Raw genomic sequence first — 25,814 nt, forward strand, 5'->3', positions numbered from 1 at the left:
ATGGACTGACACCTCTTAGTCATAGTTAAGATTATTATTACTGCTACACTAAGAGACGTCCACTATTAATTCTAAGAGCAGTAAGTCGATTATTTCGACATGCAGGTCGTGAGAAAGTGATTGTGGACCATGTAAGTCGACTATTTCGACTGCAGGACACAAGACCGCTCTTTGTATACAGTAAGATCATTGAGAAGAGGGAGTGCAGTTACTCGGAAAATCCAGCTATCTCAGTCGCGAAGTGTAGAAAGGGTGTACAGTTACCCGGAAAATCCAGCTATCTCAGTCGCGAAGTGCGGAAAGGGAGTGCAGTTACTCGGAAAATCCGACTATCTCGGGCACGAATTGCAGAAAGGGAGTGCAGTTACTCGGAAAATCCGGCTATCTCGGGCACGAATTGCAGAAATGGTGTGTAGTTACTCGGAAAATCCGACTATCTCGGTCGCGAATTGCAGAAAGGGAGTATAGTTACTCGGAAAATCCGACTATCTCAATTCTTTTTTTTGAATTTCCAAAACTTTTCCAATAGTTGTGACGTCAATGATGTAAAGGGAAATAGAGCAGTGAAAGTATCTTTGAATTGAGGCGAGATCATGGGGTTGAATATGAGTGCGCGGGGTTACTGTATTCTGAGCAGCTTGTTATTGTTTAGCGGGTGCGCGGATAAGGAGTTCAACGTAGATAAAGCTGCAGAACGAGGAGAGGTCAATAATATTCATGGCAATATCACGAATCTGGATCGATTCAATCAATTTCTAATAGATGTAGAAACACACATCGATAGTAAGCTTCGGATCACGCAAATGACGGATGAGGGAGATCCAATTTACTATGATTTGGCCTACAAGAAGGATAAAATTACGTACTCTTTTGATAATTCGGAGGACAAATTTGGCAAGAAAAATGTGATGTCTACGGAGTGTAACGGACTTGCATCCGTAAAAGTGGAGAGAGGAATTTCTTATACCCTGGAAGGGTGTAAAAGCAGTCAGGTAGGTCAAACTTTTTCTTTTGTTGTGCCTGACAAGACGTGACCTGAGTGAAATTAGTCATAAGTGATTTTGCTAAGTAGGAGGAAAAGTATGAAGAAACCCACTGTCCTTATCTTTTTGACAAGTATGTTTGTCTTAAGTTGCACTAGTCATGTGTCTGCTAATTCACATGATTCAGCTCCGAAAGTGATTACCTTGTTTGAGAATACAAATTTCTATAATTCCACGGATGGAAATGAAGTTGCTGAAGGGTCAATTTCACCACAAACCGTTAAAGTAACTGGGCTCGAGCCAGGGTGGTTTTATAAAGACGACCCATGGATACGCATTCATACTTGGATGGGAGATAAGTGGATCCACCCTAATCTTGCTTATGCCGGTGAGGAAATACCAATGAACAAGAATGTAGGACTTACAGGGGAGGAGGTCATATATAACTATCCATTGAGCCATTACCCAACGGGTGCCACGATCAACTCGCAGACGGTTAAGGTCATTTCAATAATCGGTCCTTGGATGAAAATACAGACATGGCTAGGTGAGAAATATATGTTAGCTCAACATCAGATCATTGATAATGTCGTTGAGAATAGTGGAGTATTAGATTTAGCTGCCATTACGCCCATATATGCCCTACCATTTGAAAACTCACAACCCGAAGGAGAATTAGCACCGCAAAGGGTTAATTATATGGAGTACGCTAACGGGTGGTTTCACATTCAAACCTTGTCTGGCCCCAAATGGATTCATCCACCACTTAGTCGCCCTCTGCAAACACAAGCCATAAATCAAGAAATATCGTTGTCAAACACAACAACAGTGTATCAGTATCCCAATCATCAAGCCAAAGCCCTCGGCGTAATTGCACCTCAGACGATTATCCCGTTCGAAGAATCGCATGGATGGTACCATGTACACACAACTTGGATAGGTGATGGGTGGATTTACCCCAATGTTGAACTGGACTTATATCATGCCCCTAAAGAAATGAATTCGCTCCAACTAAAAGGAGATTGGACATATTCTCGTTTCGAACGGACAGCTGGTTGGCATGGCTATCCGTTGGTACCGAAAATGTTCACGACGAGTACAGGAAATGAACTTGGTTATGGCAACGGGTATAAATTGGGATCCCCGATTTCCGCTGCGCTTAGTATGACAAATGTGGATGAAAACCCATTACGATTAACGGAACCTACTCAGTTTGAAATCCAGATATTTAAATTGGAAACGGATGATTCGCAAACCTTAGTCTGGTCAAGCTTAACTCCACTTCTACCAACAGAAATAGCAGGGGATATGGTCACTTATACGTTTGCTTTACCGGCTTGGGATCAACGCGACGCAAATGGTAATCAGGTTCCTCCAGGGACATACATGTTAACTTATAAAATTCCTCTATCCCTGAGTTATCAGTTAAATGGAGGTGTCGAAAAGCATACGGTTGAAATCGGAAAGTCTGGTGATTCTCAAAGTGTTTTTAATATAGAATAGTCTCGACTACTTATTTCATTTGCGCTAATTCATAATCAAACCAAGTTCGTACCTCGCCAGTTACATAATTTTCAATGGTATTGTTCGGATGTTTAATGAAAATATGTCGCTGGTTATCCAAATAATACTGTCCAAAAAGATGGTCAGAGAGCCGTTCCGTTTGCAAGTTAGTGTTCAACATGTATAGACCAGCCGTGCCCTGCTCCTTAAAATCCTGTTGAGAAATACCATTAAGGATAATATAAAGACTACCATCCTTATCCGCTGGATTTGGCAATGCAGGGTTACTTATGCCCAAAGTAATGACATCGGACTCATGAAGTTGATCATTGATCATACGAACGTGACCCTCTTGATCAAGGAGACCTAGTCGAGCACTTCCAGCCATAAAGCCATATCGACTAGGCAAAATGTCGGAGGCAATCCACACAGAACCATCGGGATTCGGAATAACACGATCTATTTTTTGATGGAAAAATTCAAGCTCTGTCGCTAGGCCATTTCTGATTAGGAAGTTAAAGGTTCGCCCATAATTGGGTCCTATCGCGGCTACTTGAAGAGTCAGATTTATCGATATGATAACACCTTGGTCTCCCGCGTCGAATTTGGTAAATGTCTGTACAGGCGCGCCCCAACTACCCATTTCCATCACGTCTTCATCTGTTAATGAATAAAGCTTAATGTTGTTAAATAATAAATCTCTGCCGACACGCTGCAATTGAATAGGCTTACCGCCAAATGGATGATTAGCATTAGCTTGGATCAGGTTGTCCGTGTCTGATTGGCTTTCCCATGAGAGTTGATAATTGCTCTTATCCATTCTTAGAATAGCCTTAGCAGGATCCGAATATTGTGCTGTATTCAAATATAAAGCCGAGTCATCATCACCGATGATCGTATACATAATATTTTGACCACCGATTAAGGATAATCCATTAGCATCGCTATACTTGATGTCTAAGTGAAGCAGATCATGCACAAAACGCCAAGTTAACGGCATATATGTCACGTCGTGGTAAGTCAGAAAAGGATATGGTTCGGTTGAATTGTTGATTGTCGTATTGTTTATTGAAATCGTATCCGTTGTTAGGCTGGCGGTATAACTACCTAGATTACGTTTATTCGTTAGATCTTGCACAATAGGTGACGATTGGATAGGCGGTGGAATGTCTTTGTTGGTCCAAATGAGAAGCCCTTCCGTTTCACTCCAGCTATACTTGATACCCAGCGACTGGAAATTGTTCCATGTCATCGGTAAGTAGGTAATATCTTTGTAGATTAAAAAAGGATACTTACTGTGAGCAACGTCTAGGTCTGTCCCATTAATTTGGATCGGAAAAGTAGGAGCCAATGCTTTTACTGTGGTACTTGCTGAAACTGGAGTGGGTACTATTTGTACCCATATTGCTAGAAGAAACATAATGACTATGGACCATTTTCGAGTTAATATACGCAATAACTTCACCTTTTTCTTTGATATCTTTGTTATAATAGACGCATTGTTTTTGGGAAAGTTTTACTGATTGCTCTTATTTACAATAAGAATAAGGTTCAAGGATAGATCAGATTAGGAATAACCTGCGCGGCTAGCATTGCATGCCAAACAGCAATTCCCCAGCAAACTAGATGCAGGAGAATCGCTGTTTCACTTTCAATCCTTATTTACCCCAATCAGCACCTCTGGTGAATTTATCCAGATAATACTTTGCCGAAACGGTATCATTCTTCAGATATAATTCTACATACGCATCATTCGTTCTAACGACGTGGACGATAATTTCAAAATAAGTCTGTCCATGAATCGCATCTACAGGATGTGCGTTTGGATCTTTTTTTGATGAGGTTTCACGGACATTGATGGACACGATTCGTGCGCTTTTGTATTGTGCAAGCTGTTCGTTATAAATAGTTTGAAGCGAGGATTGAATCGTCTCGTGAAGTTGCTGCAACAAGGCCTCTTCGAGTAGATACTCACTTGGGGCGGCCAGCGTAGATGAGGGAAAGAGGATCGTGAGAACGAAAGTAACACTAACGAGGAACTGTTTCATGTGCTTTATCATAGATATCACCCACGACCTAGTATGTCCTAGCGTTTGATCTTTAATTAGCTCCGAGTAATGACGCCTGATAAAGGTGTTCACGAATTAAATCGCAGGAATAATGGAAATTCTCCTGTTCGGATGCATGGAGGTGAAGTTCGACTACTTCCTTAACCCCATCCTTTGAAATGATGGCAGGAACGCCTACACAGACCTCACGTTCACCATACTCTCCATCTAAAATCGCGGATACGGCTATTATTTTGTGATCGTCATTTAAAATAGAACGAGTGATGAAAGCTAATGCACTGCCAATCCCATAACAAGTTGCTCCTTTGATATTGAAAATCTCATATCCCGCTAACTTCGTGCGTTCTGCCAACTGGTCAAGCTCGACAAGTCCGAAGCGTTGTGGATATTGACTGATGATCTGAGTCAGTGGTTTACCGCCAATCGTTACGTGTGACCATGCGACGAATTGGGACTCCCCGTGTTCTCCTAATACATACCCATGAACGCTTTTAGGCTCGACGGGGAAGATTTCGGATAAAATCTTTTTTAACCTTGAAGAATCGATGGATGTGCCAGTACCCACAACGCGATTCCGTGGAAGACCAGATAGCCTCCATACGGTATATGTAATAATATCTACTGGATTGGTGGCAACGAGGAAAATCCCGTTAAAACCGCTCTGCATGATCAAAGGAACGATCTCATTCATAATGTCAATGGAGGATTCCATGAGCTCAAGGCGATTCTGACCTTTGTTCATGGGTGCGCCCGGTGTTAAGATGATGACATCAACATCCCCGCATTGGTCGTAACTACCTGCAAAAACCTTTGTCCACGATTGAGTGAAATCCATGCAATGAGACAGGTCTAAAGCTTGGGCCATGGCGAGCTCGGAGGTGCGATTAATAAGCATTAATTCTTCGCAAACCGATTGATTGATCAGGGCATACGCACAGCTTGAACCGACGACACCCATTCCCACAATTGCGACTTTTCTCGGTTTCCATACCATTTTGACCATCCTCCTCTAAGCAATAACCCCCTTATATAGGATATGGATGATGGTTGTCTCTTGTGACTATACTTGACGTGGATCCACGTGGGGAGAGTATGAAGTGAAGTATATTGACGGAACGACGTTAATTCTAGCTAGTAGTTTAATAAATGGGGGATCTATGTCATGTTCAAAAGAAAGATTTTTGCACCTATAGGAATTGTGCTAATTTTGGCCTTGAGTTCAGCATGTGATAACACAACTGCCAAAGTAGCTCCAAGCGACTTACCATCAATGACACCTAGCGTTGCTGCAATAACATCACCATCTTCTGAGGGTAGTCCTAGTGCAGCAGCTGAGAATGTAGAGAAAGAAGACAATTCCATTCGAGCAATTGGAACTCACATAGTAGGACAACTCCTTGTCAAACCGGCAACTAAAGCCACTGTTGCTCCACTAGGAGCACCTAGCTGTTATGGGCTGGAGACCGACTTCGGATGGACTGGTGACTATGAGGTAGTGTGGGAGTCTAAATCAGATCAGATTCCCGAAAAAGTGATGGCGCTGCCACTTGATTTCGAAATTATCCAGCAGGCTGAGGAACCAATTCCTATGAGGGAGTTCACAATAGGGGAAACTACGATTTTTGCCTATACACCACGGTATACTGACTGTCATGCTTTAGAGACTTACTTTTTCGGAGTGAGTGATGGGAAGGCATTTCCCGTCGTTTTTGATATGAAACAAGAGCAGAATCGAGCGTATATCAGCCAACTGCCGCATCGGAGCTTTCAAGTGTTAAACAACGAACTTATTGTAACTGGCGGGTATGGAGCGGGAGATGAGTTTATTGAGGTGTATCATTTTCAATATGATTCAATGAAACGGGTTATGGTTTTGAAAAGTACGGATCAAGTGAAGCCAAATCAAGTTGTGTTTAATTCGTGAAAGTGGTGATCTTAAAGGGTTGTTCACGCTTTCAGAAACGAGATGGAAAATTTTGAGCCATGTTCTAAGTCAGATCACATGTTACAATTTGATAGATCCGTACGGATTAACAACATAGAAGGCCGAAGTTTCTTATGAAGCACGGGGGACCCAATCTTTGGGGTGAAGCCGCAATTAGCGGCCGGGTGATTACTCTTTGATCCGAATCCGACAGCTAACCTCGCAGGCCGCAAAAAGGAGATGTTTGTTTTGAATCGTTACAAAAAATTAGTAGTCACTGGAGCACTAGGTTTGAGTGTCCTGATGGGATCCAGCGCGGCGTTCGCCGCGACAGCAACGCATACGGTATCAGGAAATGACACGATGTGGTTAATTTCTAAGCAATATGGTGTTAGTTTGACGACACTTATTCAGGCCAACCCTCAGGTTGCCAATCCGAACATTATTTGGGCAGGTATGAAAATCAATATTCCGAGCAGTTCGAGCTCAAATGCAAGTAATGCAGGAAAGCAAACAACGGTTACTCCTGCGCCAACGCAGTCCTCTTTTGCCAGCCAAGTCGTTACGCTTGTGAATCAAGAAAGAACTAAAGCAGGACTTCGTCCTTTAACGAGCAATGCGGCTCTCACGGCCATGGCATTGGATAAGGCCAAAGATATGTATAATAACGGGTATTTTGATCATACATCACCTACGTATGGGTCACCTTTTGATATGATGACGAAGTATGGCATTCAATATAGCTATGCTGGCGAGAATATCGCCAAGGGTCAACAAACGCCGGAAGCAGTTATGACAGCTTGGATGAACAGCTCAGGACATCGTGCAAATATTCTTAGTCCCAATTTCACGCAAATTGGTGTTGCCTACTATAATGGTGAATGGGTACAGGATTTTATAAGTAACTAAAGACGAATTGATCTTTAATATGTCCAAAAGTAAAGGCCAGCAACCAATGTTGCTGGTCTTTTTGTGTGAAAAAGCTCGAGGGTATGCGCATGTATCGATCTATCAGGTACGGGAAAAGATATCATTAGGACAATGTTTAAACTCCGGATTCGTCGGATTCGTCAAAACGAAATTTCCGTTAATCGCCAAGTTTGGCGTGGACGTTGCTTTTTTGAGAAATGGCAAAAATAAAGGCTTCAAAACATAGGCTACCTCACCATTCTTCCGCCTAGTTGCTAACCATAAAGATAATGTTGAGGGCTGCCGAGAGGCGGTCCTTTTTCCAACGTTAAAGCACTGAAATGTGGTAGCGGATACAAATGATTGACATAATCAGATACAATATGTATCATATGATTCATATTGTATCTAGTTTACGCATTGTCTCTAGAAGTACAAGCACTACCAGCACTACCAGCACTACCAGCAAAACATTTGCTTCGAATAAATCAGTCGTACAGGAAGGAAGTAGGAACACTTTCTTCCACTTTGGAGAGGATGGATGATTGTGAAGCGTAAAACAATTCTTGTCACATTGATCTGCAATTTGTATGGTTCATTCGTATTAATAGCACCTACTTACGCGGAGGATGCTTCCAAATTTGCTATGACTACTTCCGATACGGAATCCGTATCGGGTGAATTTACAATCACGCTAAAAGGGCAAAATATTCAGGATTTATATGCGTATGAAGCGAAATTAAGTTTTGATACAAGCAAGCTAGAAGTTGTGAAAGCGGATACGAAGATCGCAGGATTCTCTGTTTCACCTATCGTGAAGGACAATGTAGTTACGTTCGCTCATACCAAAGTCGGAAATGTCGATGGTGAAAAGGGCGATTTGGATATTGGTACAATTACCTTTAAAGCGAAAAAAGTGGGATCCTCCAATATCAAATGGACCTCTATGAAAATAGTTGACCATGTATTGAAAAATCAAGCCTACACGTTGGATGATTCTACGGTGTTCACTAAAATTTTCAGTGATCTTGCCGGACACTGGGCCAAATCGGATATCATGATGATGGTCGATAAAAATATTGTAGAAGGTATGGATGATGATCATTTTGAGCCGGACACCAATGTGACTAGGGCGCAATTTGCAACCTTACTTTCCAAAGCACTAAACTTGAAAGAAACGACTGTCAAAAATCCGTTCACGGACGTTGCTACTGGTTCCTGGTATGAGAACGCAGTTAAGAATGCTTATGCTGCAGGCATTATTGACGGCATTTCTAACAATGAGTTCGCGCCTGAGAAGAATATTACACGTGAGGAAATGACAGCGATGCTGATAAGAGCGAAATCTCAGGCAACAGGAACGAAAGTAGAAGACATGACTGTGAACACATCGATTCACTTCAATGATGAGGATGCTGTCAGCGTTTGGGCCCAAAAAGTGGTAAATCTTGCAGTAGGATCTGGACTCATGAACGGCAGAACTGATCAAATCTTCGCGCCTCAAGAGCATGCGAATAGGGCAGAAGCAGTAGTCGTATTGAAGAGACTTTTGGCTGGACTAGGGACAATATAAGCTTGAACAGAACCACTTCCTCAGCTGAGGGAGTGGTTCTGTTTCACACTAGCGATATCCCGAATCCTATTCTAAGGATGTCCAATAAATTTTTTGCGAAAATTCAGAGGCGAAATGTCTTCATGTGTAGAGAAGCAAGATGAGAAATAAGTCGCATGCATGAAACCAACCTCTTCTGCAATGCGGGACATCGACCACTCGGTTTGAATCAATAGTTTTTTGGCTTGTTCGATTCGATACTGCATCAAATAATCCATCGGCGTCATGCCATAGACCTTGAGCATACATTTGGCCATATAATTGGGATGATAGTTCAATTCTTTTTGCATGAGGGTGTTGGATATTTTGTTCGTATAGTTTTGCCGAATATAAAGCTCTATTTTCTCCGCTAATTGGGTAGCAGTCGAGTCCGTTTTGTTGGCGATTTCTTGATCTAGATGTTGTATGAAAAGCTGGAAAGTGGCTTGTTTCTTCCAATTGCGCAAAGAGCGAGGCTCGTGATCCAATTTGAAGAATTGTTCTAAAATGTCAAGGGATTTTTGCGAAAGCTTGATGTACTTGGGGAGAAATATAGAACAAACCTCACAGTGATTTAAATAAGCGGTTTGTTTGTGATTATTGATGAGGGCGGCTTGATTATCCAAACATTGCATCATGCTGCTGTTTTCTTCCCATGAACCGAACGTGTGGAAGTGAATCCAAATGATCTCGGTATCGCTTACGCAAGGTGCAGTGCCATAATGGTTGGAGTCAGGCCTTAGTATGAATGCTTCACCTGGTTGAATGACCCATTCATGGCCGTCTTCCCCCAAATGTAGACTTCCTTTTTTAACAACAATGAAATCAAAGACACCAATACTGTTCCGGCTAATATGCCGTTCTCCTTCACGATAATAAGCTCGACCACAATCGATAAAATAGGGTACAGGTGGTGAAATAAAGTGGAGAATTGAAATTTCGGAGGGGATCGTTTCCAATTCTGTTGCCCCTTTCAAGGTTGCAATTTTAAAAAAAATTGGTTGTGAGTCGCTTTGTTGATCTTATCGTACTACATGTAATATCAAAAATAAAGCGCTATCATTGACTCGAATCCTGCATGGAAAGAGTTAAAAATACAGAAGACAGGAATGTCCCCATTTACTTTCTTCTCCTCACCCATTTTGGAAATCGCTTACAATTAAGAGATTTGAAGGGATCGAAGAGATGATCAAGTGACCCTAAGTGGTTGTAAATTTTAAAAAACAGGTTGTATATGACGGTGTTACCTATTTGAAGTAGATTATATAATGAATATGTCACATGAGATTAACAGGAGGTGAAACATTGAGAAGGCTTGATGCCGGATAAATGACAGAAACTACATGATTCGGTCCAAAAAAAGGGAATCGATGAATACCGGTACCACTTAAATGAAAACGTTCACAAGATTGCATATGAATAACTAGGAATTGTGGACAGGCAAAGGGCAGGCAACGACGCGGTAAAATGAGGAGGAACAAGGCATGGACAGAAAAATGTTTTGTGACGGACAAAACATGGCAGTGGTCAATGGCCGAATGCGAACAACAAAACTCATCGCCAAAACCACAACGATGCTTTTTCTGCTTACAGGTTTATTTTTGCTTGTTATGATACATTTCGTATCCGCAGCTACGCCAACGTATACGATGTCGAACAACTTTTTTAATATACAGATTGGTCCAAATGGTGAGATTAACACGCTTAAATTAGTGAACGATGCTTTCCCGACGAACTATGTGATGAATGCCACGAGTGCACCTAACCAGAATACGCCTGACCATGAATGGATGGGAGAGCTTATGTTCAATTACAGGCTCTCTGATACAAGTGGCGCATTCTCAGGGGGCTATACTCCGGCGTTGACGAATCAATCTAGTGATGTTCGTGTGATTAATCAGGATAGCACTGGTGTGACTGTGAATTATGCGAATTCTGCCAATGCGCAGGGGATAAAGAACTTCAAAGTGAGTGAAAAGTATTCGTTGGCGAACGACGCTTTTCAATGGCAAATCACGGTAAAGAATCCTAGCTCTACACAAAGTCTTGAATTAGGTGATTTCGGTCTTCCTTTACCATTCAACGAGTACTGGACAGTACCGAGCGGGACAGAAATCTATGAGACACAAGTCATGCACCATTCCTATGTTGGGAATGACGGCTCTTATATTTATGCGACAAGACCAAGTGGAATCGGCAGTATGTTGCTTATGACGCCTGATACGTCAACTGGTGCTGGTTTTGAGTATATGGACCACTGGCGAGTTATGGAGCACCCTGGCAGCACATGGGCGCAGGACCAAGGTGGATGGGCGAATGGGTTGAACGTGTATTATATCCATTCAAATGTTATCAAGAGCACGAATAGAGGTTACCTTCCGAACACAAGTTTAGTGCTTGCACCGGGAGAAAGTAAGACCTATGCGTTTAAATTCTATAGTGTGGCTGATCAGCTTTCCATGCAAAAGAAATTATATGATACAGGTCTTATTGATGTCGTATCCATTCCTGGTATGATCTTTCCAACCGATATGACGGCCAAAGTTGACCTGCATACGTCGCAAACGATCGATTCGCTTGATCTGCCAACGGGTGCTACGATGACTTTCTTGAATAAAGTTACTGACCCTAACGATGGCTCCACGCACAATATCTACTCATTGTCCTTATCTCAATTGGGTCCGAACAATGTTACTGTGCATTATGCCGGATCTAAAAAAACGACTTTGCAGTTCTACGCGATTGAACCTGTTGGTAGCGCATTGCAAAGGCATGCTTCCTTCATTGTGAACAATACGCAAGTTAATGATTCGACGAAATACTATAATAAAATCTTTGACGATTGGATCATGGATGGTAAGAAAAAGAGAACTGATTATCAAAACCCTGGAACGAATGCAGCCGGGTGGGGGGATGACTGGGGTTGGACCCACGGAGAGTTCCTAGCCGAAAAGCAAGTGTACCTGCCTGTACCCACCGAGATTACAGCAGTTGATCAATATCTGGAAACGGCTATTTGGGGTTACCTCATGAGGAACCATCAAACTGATTTCAAAATTAATGATTGGTTTACTCAAACAGATACAGGATCAAATTATAATCGTTCATTCGCTTATGCACACGCATGGAATACATTCTTCAGTATGTATAAAACTGAAAAGCTGCACCCGAATGCAATTACTTATTTGCACGATAGAAATACTTACTTATTGCGGGCTTACGGTATTTTCGTTGCTGGGCAAGGATTATCCATGAGCACGGGGCTTATGGGTGAACAAACGGATATGGAAATTGTTCAGGCACTGACTGACGAAGGATTTACAGCACAAGCAGCCAATGCCCAATCCATCCTGAAAACCAAGTATAACAATTTTACAAAAAGTAAGTATCCTTTCGGTTCCGAGTACAACTTCGATAATACAGGTGAAGAGTCTGTTTATACATTGGCGAAAGCGAATAATAATACAGCCTTTATGCAGCTGATTAACTCCAAAACAAGAGCAGATCGTGGTTCCCAACCGCTTTGGTATTATTATGCGGATCCGACGACGATTACCGGTGAAGCATGGTGGAACTTCCAATATTCGGTTTCTTTGATCGATATTGCGATGGATGATTGGATCAAATCGAATCATTCGACGAATCCTGAAATTGACGAGCGCTTGAACTATGCGGCGAAGCTAGCTAACTTAAGCGTTATAAACTCAGGACAAATTGATGCAGACCCTGCGAATATTGGTACAGTCGCTTGGACGTATCAGTCTGAAAAAGGAAACTATTATCAAACCGGAGGTTTTGAGCCTTCCAATCCTAAACTTCATAACAACTGGCGTGGGATGTCAGGTGAAGCGGATTTGGGACTTTTCGGGGAAATACGAGTACTCAGCTCTGACATCACGACGGATCCAATCTTCGGAACGATTTGTTATGGTTGTGAATTATCCGATAATGGCACATCCTATACAGTTACTCCCAAAGACGGTATTAACCAACGATTAAATCTGATCACCAAGAAAATCTACATGACACTTGGGCAAGATCAATATTCATCGGCAACCGTTGATTATGTAAATAAAAATAATGTGCATATGACCTTGAATAACGTGGATTTGACGGCACATAACACCAAAATGACGATCTCAGGTCTAACTGCTGGATCCTATGATGTGCTAGTTAATAACACGAAAGTAAGCTCGTTTAAACAAAATGCAGGACAGCTAACAACAGCGACGCTTATCTTAGATGCGGGTGCAACCAGTGATATCGTAATCCAAGCTGGCGTAACGCCACCGAACACTGCACCGATTGTAAGTGCAGGGACGGACAGCAGCATCACATTGCCTGACCCTGTAACGTTAAACGGCACAGCAAGTGATGACGGCTATCCTAACGGTGTACTAAATACAACTTGGAGTGTACAAAGTCAACCTGCCGGCGCTAATGTAACGATAGCAAATCCTAGTGCGTTAGGTACAACTGCTGCGGTTTCTACTGCAGGGACTTATGTATTCCAGCTCCTTGCAGATGACGGCACGTTACAATCTACGAGTACGGTAACCATAACTGTGAATGCTGCTCCTGCGGTTCCGGAAGTCGTAGCGAACTATAAGTTCAATGAAACAAGCGGAACCTCAGCATCCGACTCATCCGGAAGCGGCAATACGGCGGCATTGAATGGCGCTGGAGCCACTTTTGCAGCTCCGACCGGTAACGCGTTCACGGGTTCTTCCTATGTACCTGGCAGTAATGGGAATTCTGTGAAGCTCGACGGTTCAACAGGATTTGCAACGCTACCTGCTAATATTGTGAGAAATCTCAATGATTTTACGATTTCTACATGGGTAAACGTGAAAACCAACAGTAATTTCGCCAGACTATTCGATTTCGGGACCGGTACAACGAAATACATGTTCTTTGCACCAACCAATGGAACGAATTCGATTTTTGCAATAACACTAGCCGGTAATGGTGCTGGCGGGGAACAACAACTGAAAGGTCCTGTCCTCACCACAGGTGTTTGGCATCATATTGCCATCACACATCAAGGAAATACAGGAAAGCTTTATGTGGATGGTTCGCTCGCTAATACGAATACCAGTATGACGAATGCGCCTTCAAGCATGGGCGGAACCGCTAACAACTGGATTGGGAAATCGCAGTATGGCGATCCACTGTTAAATGGTCAAATAGATAACTTCATGATCTACAGCAGAGCGTTGAGTGATAATGAGATCGACGTATTAGCAGGTCTTCCACCGGCTACCGTGATTACAAGTATCACGAATCCCACCAGCGTGACAACAGCAGTTAATTTAGCACCTGTGCTGCCTACGACAGTATCGGCGAAGTACGATAACGGAGCTACACAAGCTGTTGCGGTGACATGGAATCCAATTGATCCTGCTTCTTACGCTGCTACTGGTTCTTTCACAGTACAAGGTAGTGTTGCTGGAAGTGCACTTAGTCCAACCCTAACAATTAACGTTGCAGCCATTAATACAATCGTTACGCCAAATGCGGTATCAACACCAGTAGGAACAGCAACTGTATTACCTACTGCCGTGACAGCTACTTTAGTTGGTGGTGGAAATTTATCAGTACCTGTAACGTGGGATCCCATTGTTCCTACGAAATATGCAGTGAAAGGCAGCTTTGTGGTAAACGGAACAGTGACCGGAACTTCTTATGTCACACAAATTACAGTCAATGTTACAAGCTCTATCGTAAGCTTTGTTAACCCGGCAAATGTTGTGACGCCTGTTAATGTATCACCTGTTTCACAGTTCCCTTCGCAAGTATTGGCTAATTATAGTGACGGAACATCGGCCATGGTTAATGTAACATGGGGCGCTGTTAATGCGGCGAGTTATGCCATTCAAAATTCGAATCCAGTTACGATTACTGGAACTGTTACAGGGACATCTTTATTGGCAAATATTAAATTCACAGTTTCAGGTGCAGTGCCTGTTTCGGTCAATGACGTGTATGTGAGTACGAGAGAGCATGTACAGCCTACATTACCAGCTGTTTTAGATGCAGTTCTTACCGACAGTTCAATCGGTTCGGTATCTGTAACATGGAACGCTATTGATCCTGTTACATTGACTGCCGGTAGTACATTTACTGTTATCGGTCATGTCGCTGGTTCCACGACGGTAACCGTAACTGCTCATGTCACTGTTACATCAACGGATGCTGTTGTAAACCCAGTAGCACCTATCGCGATCTCAACACAAGAATCGGTTGCACCTGTGTTCCCGCAAACAACAACGCTTACCTATTCCGATGGAACATCCAGTACGGTAGCCGTACAGTGGCCAGTACTTCCTGCCCAAAGTTACGCAACGGCAACACAATTCACCGTACAAGGTACCGTGTTAGGCGGACTTAGTGAGGCACAACCGATTTATGTATCTGCTGTTGTAACTGTTGTTCCATCGACACTTGTAAGCATCGCACCTATCTATGTATCTACTACATTAGGCAATGCACCAAGTTTACCTGCAACCGTAAATGGGACGTATAGTAATGGAACAGTCAAAGCGACTAGTGTTACTTGGAATTTGGATCCTACGAAGTATTCGAATTCGACCTACACCGTAACAGGTACGGTTGCTGGTTCAACGGTGCAAGCTGTAGCGAATGTAGGCGTTCCAATTCCAGGTCTTGCCTTATGGTATAAATTCAATGAGGCAGGCGGCACTACCATTAATGACTCTTCTTACAATGGCAGTACCGGAACTTTAAATAATCCGGCTACTTGGACAACGGGAGTATTTAACGCCACTAACCCTGCGGACAGAGCTATCACGGAAAGCAATACGTATGTAACGGTTCCAAGCAATCCTAATCTACAGACAAAAAGTATGACAACTTCTTTCTGGATTAAGCGAACAGGTACAGTAAGTACCGAAGCTGTCGTTTACTGGTCTAAACCGAGTGGCAACTACGCTTCAAACGGATTCTACATTACATTTAACGGTAATCTTATTGTTACCCTGAATGGTACAACGACGTTCTCGAATAGCAGCGTGACTCCAGCAAGTTTTGCGCTGAATACGTGGACCAATGTAGTTGTATCCTGGGATGATGCTTCTAAGAACGGCAAAATTTATGTAAATGGGGTACTTAAATCGACTACGAATCTTCCTTCGGCAGCACTTACGGTTGATGGGAATGCGAAGTGGCTTGGTTTTAATTCTCCTGGTTATGGCGGCGGATACTTGAATAATATGGCTTTTGATGATTTCAGAATTTACAATTCAGCGCTAGATGATGCGAGTGTTGCGGCCATTTATAACAATAGTCCGGTTGTAGCAAGTCTAACTCCGGTAACTGCTACAACAACAATTGGTGTGCAACCAGTTCTTCCATCCGTAGTTTCTGCTGTGTATCAAGATGGAACGAATGCCCAATTGCCTGTTGTATGGAATGTGATTCCAGCAGCACAGTTGGCACAAGCAGGTACAATCACCGTAAATGGTACAGTTACAGGAACTTCTAAATTAGCGGTAGCGACTGTGACGGTTACGAAGGTGCCGGTAACAAGTATTATCGTAACCGGAGCGAGTAATGCGACCACTGTCGTAAACGGAACCACACTTCAAATGAGTGCAGGCGTACTGCCAGTTGGTGCAAGTAATCCAACAGTAACTTGGCTTGTAACGAATGGAACAGGTTCGGCGACAATCGACGCGAATGGCTTGTTGACTGCAACTGGCGTTGGAACAGTCACAGTTACAGCAGCAGCAACGGATGGTTCTGGTATTACCGGAACGTTGCTAATAACAATTGAAGACATTGCCGTTCCATTGCCGACTGCAGCTGACATTGCTGCGGGTATAACAAGTATAGCTGCACCAGCGAAAGATGCGACAAGTGTCACACTGCCGAGCGTACCGGACGGTTATTCACTCACGGTTAAGATCTCTGATCATTTAGCCGTCATCCAATTGGATGGAACGATCAACCCGCCAAGCGATGAGACAACAGTCAATCTGATCTTGGAAGTAACTCGAACATCGGATAACACCAAGGCAGTTACTAATAGTCTTCCAGTCATTGTACCAGCTAAAACTGTCGTCGCTGTACCAACAGCAACGTTATCAGTCACGGGAGCTGTGTATCCGGGTCAATCTTTTGATCTGACATATGGATTGAGCAGCATAAGTTCGATCGTCAGCGACGGCATTTATGCCGAAGATTTGACAGTCAATTATGACCCGGCGCAATTGCAACTTAGCGCAGTGACCTCATTGATGGATGGCATATTCGTGGCACAGTCTGGAACGCCGGGGCATATTCGAATCCTCTCGGCGAGTGAAGGTGGCACTCATGCGCTGACCAACAGCAACAGTGGAGCTATCTTGAAGCTTAGCTTCCAGGCGAATCCTTCAGCGCAGTCCGCGAGCAGTATTGTCTCCTTATCCAACGTGATTGTCTCCGATAGTCATGGCGTAGAGACGCAGGTGCAGGGAGCAACTAGCAGCGTACAAATTACAGTGGTGGATAAATCGGCATTGACTACACTGATCGCATCCGCACAAGCGAAGTACAACGCGGCTGTGGAAGGAAGCAATCCGGGACAATATCCAGTTGGATCCAAAGCAGCTTTACAAGCGGCAATCGCGAAGGCACAAATGGTGGTTGATAATACGACTGCCACACCAGAACAAGTCACTCAAGCTGCTATTGATCTGAATGCATCGACTCAATCATTCCTTGCTTCGATAAATGTAGCGCTTCCAGGAGATTTGAACGGGGACAGTAAGTTCAGTATCGGTGATCTCGCCATTGTCGCTAGCCACTATGGTGAAACGTCGAGCGATCCGAACTGGTTGGCAAGTGCCGATATGAATCATGATGGTGTGATTGATATTATCGATCTTGCAGCTGTAGCCCATAACTTGGTTGTGCAGTAAGAAAGTAAATGGTACTGAGGAAGGCGGCTCGTAAAGCGCCTTTCTCCCCCCATATTTTAGCAAGTTAGATTGAAACAGGATGGAATTTGCCAAGTTACGTTCAATAGGAGGTAGTAAATGCGAATGTTCAAAAAATCAATTGGCAGGAAAGTGTTAACCACAGCTTTCTTCCTCTCGTTAATGTCAGGTCTTAGTACTTCTGTTTTCGCCGTAGATCCAGGTTTTGTGAACAACAATGATCCAGGGATGCCTGTGTTTACGAACCCCACCGGAACGCAAATTGTTCCTACTGAACCAGCTCCGTATAACGCAAGCCAAAGTATGATGATGGATATGTACCAAGCTGATCTGGCAGCTGGAGGGACTTCCTTCTGGATGGACAGATTGCTCGCCCGGAAAGGAAATGACCCGACAGGCACCTATTTGATGACACGCGGTAAAGCTTTGTATGCGTATACAAATAGCGCTTCGGTCATTGGATTTGGCAATAATATCGCGTATTTTGATTTATTGAATCAAAAAGGATACTCCATTCAAATCCCAGGCGTTACCTTTACGCAGGATTCATCGAAAAGATTACAAACGCCAAGTTACTGGTCAGCCTTCTACAATGCGACGGGGTACACGCTGGAAGAAACCAAATTTATTACCGATAACAACGTCGCCGTAGATAACATTATGATTACGAATACAACGACATCATCCAAAACATTTACTTTGACGGCAGATTCTCCTTTTGCAACGACAGCATCTGCGGATGGTACTGAGTTGACAGGTACATTCAACGTGCGAAACAATTTAACGAAAGTTTATCCAAGACTCAGTGGAACTGGGATGACGGCGAGCAACGGTATTTTAACAAGAAGCATTACATTAGCTCCCAATGAAAAAATTTCATTGAAATTCCAAATGGGCTTCATTACCTCTGAAATACCAGAGTCGACGACAGATTACAATCGGTTTAGAGCTTACGATCCCAATACCGCGTATGTAACGCAACTGCGTGAATATAACAAATGGTGGGCGGATTATGTGCCGTACATTGATGTTCCCGACGATAATATTAAGAAGATTATATATTACAGATGGTGGCTAAATCGTTTTAATTTCCTCGATGCGAATATTCCTGGGAATGATTATCAATTTCCAATCTCTGTCGAAGGTGCTTTGGGTTACAACAATGCCATCGTATTAAGTCAACCGATGCATATGCAGGATCTTAAATATTTCAGATCCCCGTACTATTCATATGGCGACTGGGTTTCCGCTGGTGAGACAGCAAGGGACAGTCTGTTTACAGATAATCCAGGGAAACCGTCCAACTGGAATAACAGTTACTCCCAATATATTGGGGATTCTGCCTTCCAAACGTACGAAGTCCATGGCGGCCAACCCAAAATCCTCAATAATCTTGCCCATTATGCGGAAAAAGACGCGAAAGGCCAGCTGGATCGGTTCGATACAAACAAGGACGGCGTCATTAACTACGACTGGGGTTCATTGACCGGTAATGATGGAGACGGGAACGCATTCCATTATTTTGAGAAACGAGGGAATATCGACCAGAATCGAACGGAAGACTCATTCGTATATGGCAATGCGATGGCTTCGGCAAAAGCTTATCAATTAGCGGGGAACACAGCGAAAGCAAATGAGATGTTTACTTTAGCTGATACGCTCAAAACTAGTTTTCTAGCTACCATGTGGGATAACTCGTCTAATATGTTTTTACAGAAGGATTTACAAACAAATACATTCATTCCTTGGAAAGAAGCGAACAATTATTACGCTTTCCAAATGGACGGTCTTGTTCCTACGAATGATCCGAAATATTTGGAATCGCTTAGATACTGGGGAGATAAGGCTGAATTACCGGTATTCCCTTTCTATACGGCAGATCAGAAGGATAAAGCAACCTCTGTAGCGCAAGGAGTAGGCGGAACGAACAATTTCTCCAACATTAACGCATCAGGAGATATCCGACTCTTCACAGAAGTGTTGAGAAAATATCCGAACCAGCCCTATATTACGGCGGATATGTATAAGAAATTGATGTATTGGCTAGGGTGGGCAGATGCCTATCAAGGGAATATCAACTATTTGGACAATAACGAATATTGGTATAACTGGAATGCGACAACGAAGCAAATCGACGGAAGATCTGGTATTCATCATAATATTTTGGGCAACTATAACTATTCCATTATCGAGGATATTGGCGGACTTGTACCACGTGCAGATGCCAATGTCGAATTGTGGCCAATTGATATTGGCTGGAACCATTTCACAGTAAATAACCTGCGTTATCACGGTAATGATGTCACGATTACATGGGATAAACCAGGTGATGGCACGACATATTATCCGGGAGTTCAAGAAGGCTACTCCATGTACGTGAACGGTTCGTTAGTGTTTAGAACAGACAAACTGGCTCATTTGCAATGGGACCCGGCTACAGGAGACGTTACGATATTAGATGCCAGCGGTGCAGCAGTTGCCGAACATAACAGCAATGCCCAAATGAAAGCGGCAGCAGATGTTGATCTGAATACGTATAACAAAGCTGCAGACTTATTCCAAAAGGCCGGTGTGGATGTAACACCTGAAACGGGTTCCGCAGTCAACATTGCTATGGATCCTAATACCCAAATGACGGCTTCTTATACGAATTCATTAACAAAAGCATCAAATACGAATAACGGATTTACGATTAGCGGTAACTTCTTCACTTCAGGCGCCTTTACGGCAAATCCTCCGATTTGGGGAACGAAAGGTTCGACCAATGCGCAGGAATGGCTTCAAGCTGATTTTGGCTCGCCGAAAACGTTAGATGATATCAAATTGTATTTCTACAATGATAAACCTGACGTATTCTACAGAGAACCTTCCATGTACGTGATCCAGTACTTTGATAATGCAACATCGTCATGGCTTGCTGTTCCTAAACAGTACAAATCGCCATTGGTTGCTAACTACAACCATATTCAATTCCCAGCGATTTCTGCTCAGAAAATCAGAGTATTGATGACACCGCAGCCAGGTACAAGTGTTGGTATTAAAGAATTACAAGCATTTAGTACGGGTGTGCAAGCACCGGATGCCGTCAATACGCCGCCGGTCGTTATTGCCCAACAAGATACGACAGCAAGTATTCCTTTGAAAGCGAAATTGGTAACAAACATTAAGGACGATGGACTGCCTGCAAGCACAATCAGCAGCACGTGGGTTATAAAAAGTGGCGTAGCAGGAGGTCAAGCAACTTTCTCGCAAGATGCGAGCGGTAATACGATCGCTTCCTTTAACAGAGCTGGCAGTTATGTGTTGACGCTCACTGTCAGTGATGGGGAATTGTCAACGGTTGTCGATGTTCCCGTGACCATAACACCGCTTCCGACCGATGTGAATTTGGCCTTACAAGCAACGCCAAGCACTTCCTATGTGTCCAGTTGGGAGAATCTGAATGCCATCAATGATGGTCGCAAAGATCCGACAAGTTCAACGGATAAAGGTGCAGGTGCGTATGGGAACTGGAATCACAGCTCCGCAACCGAATGGGTGGAGTATACGTGGGGATCGCCGGTAAATATTAGTAAATCGGATGTTTACTGGTGGACAGATAACGGGGGTGTGTTAGCACCTACTGCTAGCAAGCTGCAATATTGGAATGGCATCGCTTATGTGGATGTTCCGAATGCGGTTGGTAACGGAGTTGCGCTGAATAAGTACAATTCAACGACGTTCTCGCCGATAACAACAACCAAATTACGGATGACCATTACAAGAGGGGCGCAATGGACGGGTATTTTACAATGGAAAGTTTACGCTACACCAACCATTAGCGTGAACCCAGTCAAAGTAAGCACACTCCATGATGTACTTCCAGTGCTGCCGCCAACTGTAACTAAAAACTTCGCTGACGGTTCAACGGCGACGGCAAATGTTATTTGGGATCCGGTAACTCCTGATCAAGTAGCGTCACCAGGCAGTTTTACAGTCAAAGGTGTAGTTGACGGAACGAATATTGAAGCTTCGGCAACGGTATATGTAAGGGTGACCAATGAGGTTTCCATTACGAGTATTGCCGATTCCAATGTGACAACGCTTATTGGTCAGGCACCTATTTTGCCTAAAGTGATTGAAGCGACCTATAACGATGGATCCGTAGATAATATCAATGTTCCTGTTACTTGGAATGTCTATGATCCTAGTCTGTTGAGCCAACCAGGAACATTCACAATCTTAGGTACGGTTGCAGGTTCCTCGGTAGTGCCAAAGGTTAATGTGACTGTTAATTCACGACCAATTGCATCAATTCCTAATTCATCCGCAACAACAATTGCTGGTGTGGCGCCTATTTTACCCGACAAAGTGAATGTGGTTTACGATAATGGGTTTACGGGTCAAGCAAGTGTCGTTTGGACGATTAGTCCGTCGCAGTATGCTGCTGCAGGTACAGTGACCATCAATGGTGCAGTTGCTGGTACCTCCATCGTACCTAAATTGACACTAACTGTTGTCGCGAAGACAGTTACGAGCATTACACCGGTCAATGTAACGACAGAATTTGGCGTGGCCCCAATATTACCGACTGTTGTTACAGCAACCTATAACGATACCTCAACAGCATCTCTCAATGTGACGTGGGATGAGATTGATCCAGCGAAGTATGCTAGTGCAGGTACATTTCAAGTAAATGGCACGGTTGCTGGCTCATCGATTCCAGCTGTGGCTATCGTAACTGTTAACCCAATGAACGTCATCACATCCAAATTAATGGGACCTTCGGATGTGAATCAAGACATGTATCCAGGTCAATCGTTCGATCTGACCTATGGATTAAATAACGTAGATCCGATCGTAGCTGGCGGCATTTATGCCGAAGATTTAACAATCAATTATGACCCGGCGCAGCTTCAATTAAGCGCGGTGACTGCATTAATTGATGGCATTTTCGTGAGCCAGTCTGGAACGCCGGGGCATATACGTATCGTTTCGGCAAGTGAAGGGGCGGCCCATGTGATTAAAAGCGCCAATAGTGGCGCGATATTGAAACTGAGCTTCCAAGCAAATGCTGCAAATCAGCCTACAATCAGTACCGTCGCCTTGTCAGATGTGGTCGTCTCTGACAGTCATGGTATTGAGACACAGGTGCAAGGTGCTAGCAGCAGCGTACACATTATGGTCGTGGATAAAACGACATTGACTACGCTGATCGCAACCGCACAAGCGAAGTACGACGCAGCTGTGGAAGGAAGCAATCCGGGACAATATCCAGCCGGATCCAAAGCAGCTTTACAAGCAGCGATCGCGACGGCGCAAGCAGTAGTCGATAACGCGGCAGCTACACCAGATCAAGTAAGTCAAGCGGCCACGAATTTGAATACTTCACTGCAGTCCTTCTTGGCTTCGATCCATGTGGCGCAACCAGGAGATGTAAATGGCGACAATAGATTCAGTATCGGAGACCTCGCTATTGTGGCTAGTCACTATGGTGAAACTGTAAGCGATCCAAACTGGTTGGCAAGTGTAGATATCAATCATGATGGTGTGATTGACGTCATCGATCTTGCAACGGTAGCACATAACATTATTTCGCAATAATCAGGGTGAAGGTTTGGAGGAAGACGGCCATCGCGCAGCGTCTTTCTCCAAATTTATTTTCATTGAAAAGTTGTATTGACAAAGGAGTGTAATGACGTGCTGCAAAAAAAACGATGGTTTAAAGCTGTTATTTATATGATGTTAACCATAATGGTGCTATCCAGCTTATTGTTAACTGCAGGCTTATTTTTAAATTCCTGATCCAAATTCGTAGTAATCGAAAATGAGGTGAAAGGCCTTGAAGAGAAGACTAGTCTTTGCAATCGTTGTTGCGAGCGTACTTATAGTTCTGGCGGTACCTGCATTCTATTTTAAAATAGCAAAAGCTTCATCCGATTCCTATTTGGCTACTGTGGATGGTGAAGGGATAACGAAAGCAGAGTTTATGGTATTTTTTAAAACTCAAAAAGACAAGTTGCTTTCTGAAAAAAACATACTCGACGAGAAAGCCCAATCTAATTTCTGGAAAAGTAAAATGGATGGCATCGCGACAGAAGAGGTTGTTAAGCGAAACACTTTAAATAAGCTAAAAGAGCTTAAGATTCAATTGCAAAAAGCAAAAGAGCACGATCTTATTTTGGATGCAAATGACCTGCAAAATGCGAAAAGTGAGATGGACGATACAGAAGCGAGCTTGAGTGCTTCCAAAAATAAGGACGAGATCAAACAAGCATTTCAAAAGCACTATGGTGTTACAAGCGAACAGTATGAAAACGTATACAAAGAGGTCCTATTGGCCAAGAAATATATTAATCTGGTAATGAGCAGCATGCAAATATCAGATGAAGAAATACAAAATTATTACGCTGAACATAAAGATAGTATCGATAGGTTTACAGCACGAGAAATTCTTATCGCTACGGTTGATCCCCAAACCAATGAACCCTTATCTGGTGATAAGCTAACCCAGGCCAGCCAAAAAGCGCTTGAAATTTTTAGCAAGGCAAAGAATGGAGACGATTTGGAAAAACTCGCGGTACAAAATTCTGATGAGCCCGCAGTTTCACAAAGCAAAGGTCTATACACCTTTTCTATTGTAGATGAGAATCGAACACAAATGGAAGATTGGGTCCTTAAGGCGAAAATCGGTGATATGGGCATTGTTAATGATCAGTATGGTTACGTCATAATTCGACTTGAAAAGAGGACCACATTTAGTGATGAAAAGGAAGATACAAAAGAAATAATTCGTGAGAATAAGTATGAAGACATGTTGCACTCATGGTCCCAGGATCCAGTGAAAGATGTGGTTATTCAGGATCAGAAGATTTTTGATGCGATAAGTGTTAGTAGCGTTTCATAGTTTTTAAGGCTGACGGAAATCGATGAAACTACCAAGATAAATGCCGATATGCCGTAGGCGATAAATTCGTCCATCGTTTGAATTGTTTGCTAAATTGCGACAAATCTTTGTAGCCTAACTTCTCGGCGATATACTCAATTGAAAGTGTTGGGTCCATGAGCATTAACTTCGCTTGGCGGAGTTTAATTGTGCTGAGATATTGCCGTGGCGATACGCCATAGGCCTTATGAAAAACACGATTACAGTGCGCAGGTGTATAGCCGAGTTGTTTGGCGATTTGGGTGATGCCGAATGTGGGTTGCTCTTCCGTCGTTGTTAATGCTTGATGTTCGATGCGTTCGGCTAGTTGTGAAGCTAAGCTTGAATCTTTAGGATGTTGAACAACGTCATCAACCTCATCTAAGAGTATTTCGCTAAGCGCGGTGAAAATACGAAAGGAAGCATGCATCGTTTGCAGCTTCAGGCTTAAGCTGCTTGATGTATTTGTTCTCGCCATTTGGGCAAGATCCGTTAGGATGGGCCGGAGGACGCTCTCCATTTTGCTGCCAATCGGGTGAAGGGTTTGCTTGATCTGACTTAGTTGTTGACGGAACCATGGATCTGTAACCTCTAAGTGGACACATACATACTCCATCGATCCCACATCGACAACGCCAAGGCTGGTATGCAATTCGTTCGGAAGAATCCAGATTAGATCACCTTGCCCCTGTACAAAATACTGTTCCCCGACGCGCATCTGCTGCGAGCCTTCCAAGACAAGATTTAATTCAAACATGGGATGATGATGTTCTGGAAAAGACCATTGCGCATTCACTTTCCGAATATGTGCAGCAAAAATGCGAAAAGACGTCTGTACATCCGGGAGCATCCCGCCATTTACGGCGTTTTCAAGGCCTAAAGGCAGTGGTTCTTGCGAAAAAATGTCCATGTGAGATACTCCTTTGAGAATGTTCTTTTTGTCCAAATGAAAGTTTATATTGCCCATGGGTTCTGGGTTTATCCCATTGTAT

14 protein-coding genes and 1 riboswitch are annotated in these 25,814 nt (G+C 43.3%); of the genes, 9 read left to right on the forward strand and 5 right to left on the reverse strand.

What is annotated here, in order from left to right; translation table 11 throughout:
- The first annotated feature begins 593 nt into the window (after positions 1-593).
- Both A8709_RS16345 and A8709_RS16350 read left to right on the forward strand, forming a co-directional pair.
- Positions 594-1,034: a DUF4362 domain-containing protein gene (locus A8709_RS16345; protein ID WP_065853443.1), complete on the forward strand. Its 441-nt coding sequence runs from the start codon at positions 594-596 to the stop codon at positions 1,032-1,034.
- 48 nt (positions 1,035-1,082) lie between these two features.
- Positions 1,083-2,486: a hypothetical protein gene (locus A8709_RS16350; RefSeq protein ID WP_065853444.1), complete on the forward strand. Its 1,404-nt coding sequence runs from the start codon at positions 1,083-1,085 to the stop codon at positions 2,484-2,486.
- Between the two features lie 10 nt (positions 2,487-2,496).
- Here the strand turns inward: A8709_RS16350 and A8709_RS16355 are convergent, their stop codons facing one another.
- The 3 genes from A8709_RS16355 to A8709_RS16365 all read right to left on the reverse strand — a co-directional run bounded on the left by A8709_RS16355 (position 2,497) and on the right by A8709_RS16365 (position 5,549).
- A complete protein-coding gene (locus tag A8709_RS16355; protein WP_141692563.1) occupies positions 2,497-3,906 on the reverse strand; it encodes a hypothetical protein in 1,410 nt (469 codons plus the stop codon).
- A 238-nt stretch (positions 3,907-4,144) separates the two neighbouring features.
- On the reverse strand, positions 4,145-4,546 hold the full coding sequence (locus A8709_RS16360; RefSeq protein ID WP_065853446.1) for a hypothetical protein: 402 nt from the start codon (positions 4,544-4,546) through the stop codon (positions 4,145-4,147).
- Between the two features lie 40 nt (positions 4,547-4,586).
- Positions 4,587-5,549, reverse strand: a complete 963-nt coding sequence (locus tag A8709_RS16365; RefSeq protein WP_065853447.1) for an L-lactate dehydrogenase — start codon at positions 5,547-5,549, stop codon at positions 4,587-4,589.
- 168 nt (positions 5,550-5,717) lie between these two features.
- On the opposite strand from A8709_RS16365, the gene A8709_RS16370 reads away from it, so the two are divergent.
- The 3 genes from A8709_RS16370 to A8709_RS16385 all read left to right on the forward strand — a co-directional run bounded on the left by A8709_RS16370 (position 5,718) and on the right by A8709_RS16385 (position 8,961).
- A complete protein-coding gene (locus A8709_RS16370) occupies positions 5,718-6,479 on the forward strand; it encodes a hypothetical protein (RefSeq protein ID WP_065853448.1) in 762 nt (253 codons plus the stop codon).
- A 110-nt stretch (positions 6,480-6,589) separates the two neighbouring features.
- A riboswitch (cyclic di-AMP (ydaO/yuaA leader) is annotated at positions 6,590-6,723 on the forward strand.
- Positions 6,724-6,728: 5 nt separating this feature from the next.
- Positions 6,729-7,388, forward strand: a complete 660-nt coding sequence (locus A8709_RS16375; protein ID WP_425262329.1) for a CAP domain-containing protein — start codon at positions 6,729-6,731, stop codon at positions 7,386-7,388.
- A gap of 547 nt (positions 7,389-7,935) precedes the next feature.
- A complete protein-coding gene (locus A8709_RS16385; protein ID WP_167357099.1) occupies positions 7,936-8,961 on the forward strand; it encodes an S-layer homology domain-containing protein in 1,026 nt (341 codons plus the stop codon).
- 71 nt (positions 8,962-9,032) lie between these two features.
- Here the strand turns inward: A8709_RS16385 and A8709_RS16390 are convergent, their stop codons facing one another.
- Entirely contained in the window at positions 9,033-9,938 is a 906-nt protein-coding gene (locus A8709_RS16390; protein WP_244163220.1) for an AraC family transcriptional regulator, read from the reverse strand.
- A gap of 525 nt (positions 9,939-10,463) precedes the next feature.
- On the opposite strand from A8709_RS16390, the gene A8709_RS16395 reads away from it, so the two are divergent.
- The 4 genes from A8709_RS16395 (at position 10,464) to A8709_RS16405 (ending at position 24,804) form a co-directional block, all read left to right on the forward strand.
- A complete protein-coding gene (locus tag A8709_RS16395; RefSeq protein WP_065853452.1) occupies positions 10,464-17,900 on the forward strand; it encodes a DUF5695 domain-containing protein in 7,437 nt (2,478 codons plus the stop codon).
- Between the two features lie 117 nt (positions 17,901-18,017).
- Positions 18,018-23,501 (forward strand): Ig-like domain-containing protein, encoded by a 5,484-nt coding sequence (locus A8709_RS16400; protein ID WP_065853453.1) that lies wholly within the window; start codon positions 18,018-18,020, stop codon positions 23,499-23,501.
- Between the two features lie 96 nt (positions 23,502-23,597).
- Positions 23,598-23,702 carry a stressosome-associated protein Prli42 gene (gene prli42 / locus A8709_RS35455; protein WP_279615877.1) on the forward strand — a complete coding sequence of 35 codons (105 nt, stop codon included), beginning with the start codon at positions 23,598-23,600 and terminating at the stop codon, positions 23,700-23,702.
- A 37-nt stretch (positions 23,703-23,739) separates the two neighbouring features.
- Positions 23,740-24,804: a peptidylprolyl isomerase gene (locus tag A8709_RS16405; RefSeq protein WP_065853454.1), complete on the forward strand. Its 1,065-nt coding sequence runs from the start codon at positions 23,740-23,742 to the stop codon at positions 24,802-24,804.
- 28 nt (positions 24,805-24,832) lie between these two features.
- Here the strand turns inward: A8709_RS16405 and A8709_RS16410 are convergent, their stop codons facing one another.
- Positions 24,833-25,732, reverse strand: a complete 900-nt coding sequence (locus A8709_RS16410; RefSeq protein ID WP_065853455.1) for a helix-turn-helix domain-containing protein — start codon at positions 25,730-25,732, stop codon at positions 24,833-24,835.
- Positions 25,733-25,814: the final 82 nt, after the last annotated feature.

Origin of the sequence: Paenibacillus pectinilyticus, assembly GCF_001700435.1 — a bacterium.
Classification (GTDB): domain Bacteria; phylum Bacillota; class Bacilli; order Paenibacillales; family NBRC-103111; genus Paenibacillus_E; species Paenibacillus_E pectinilyticus.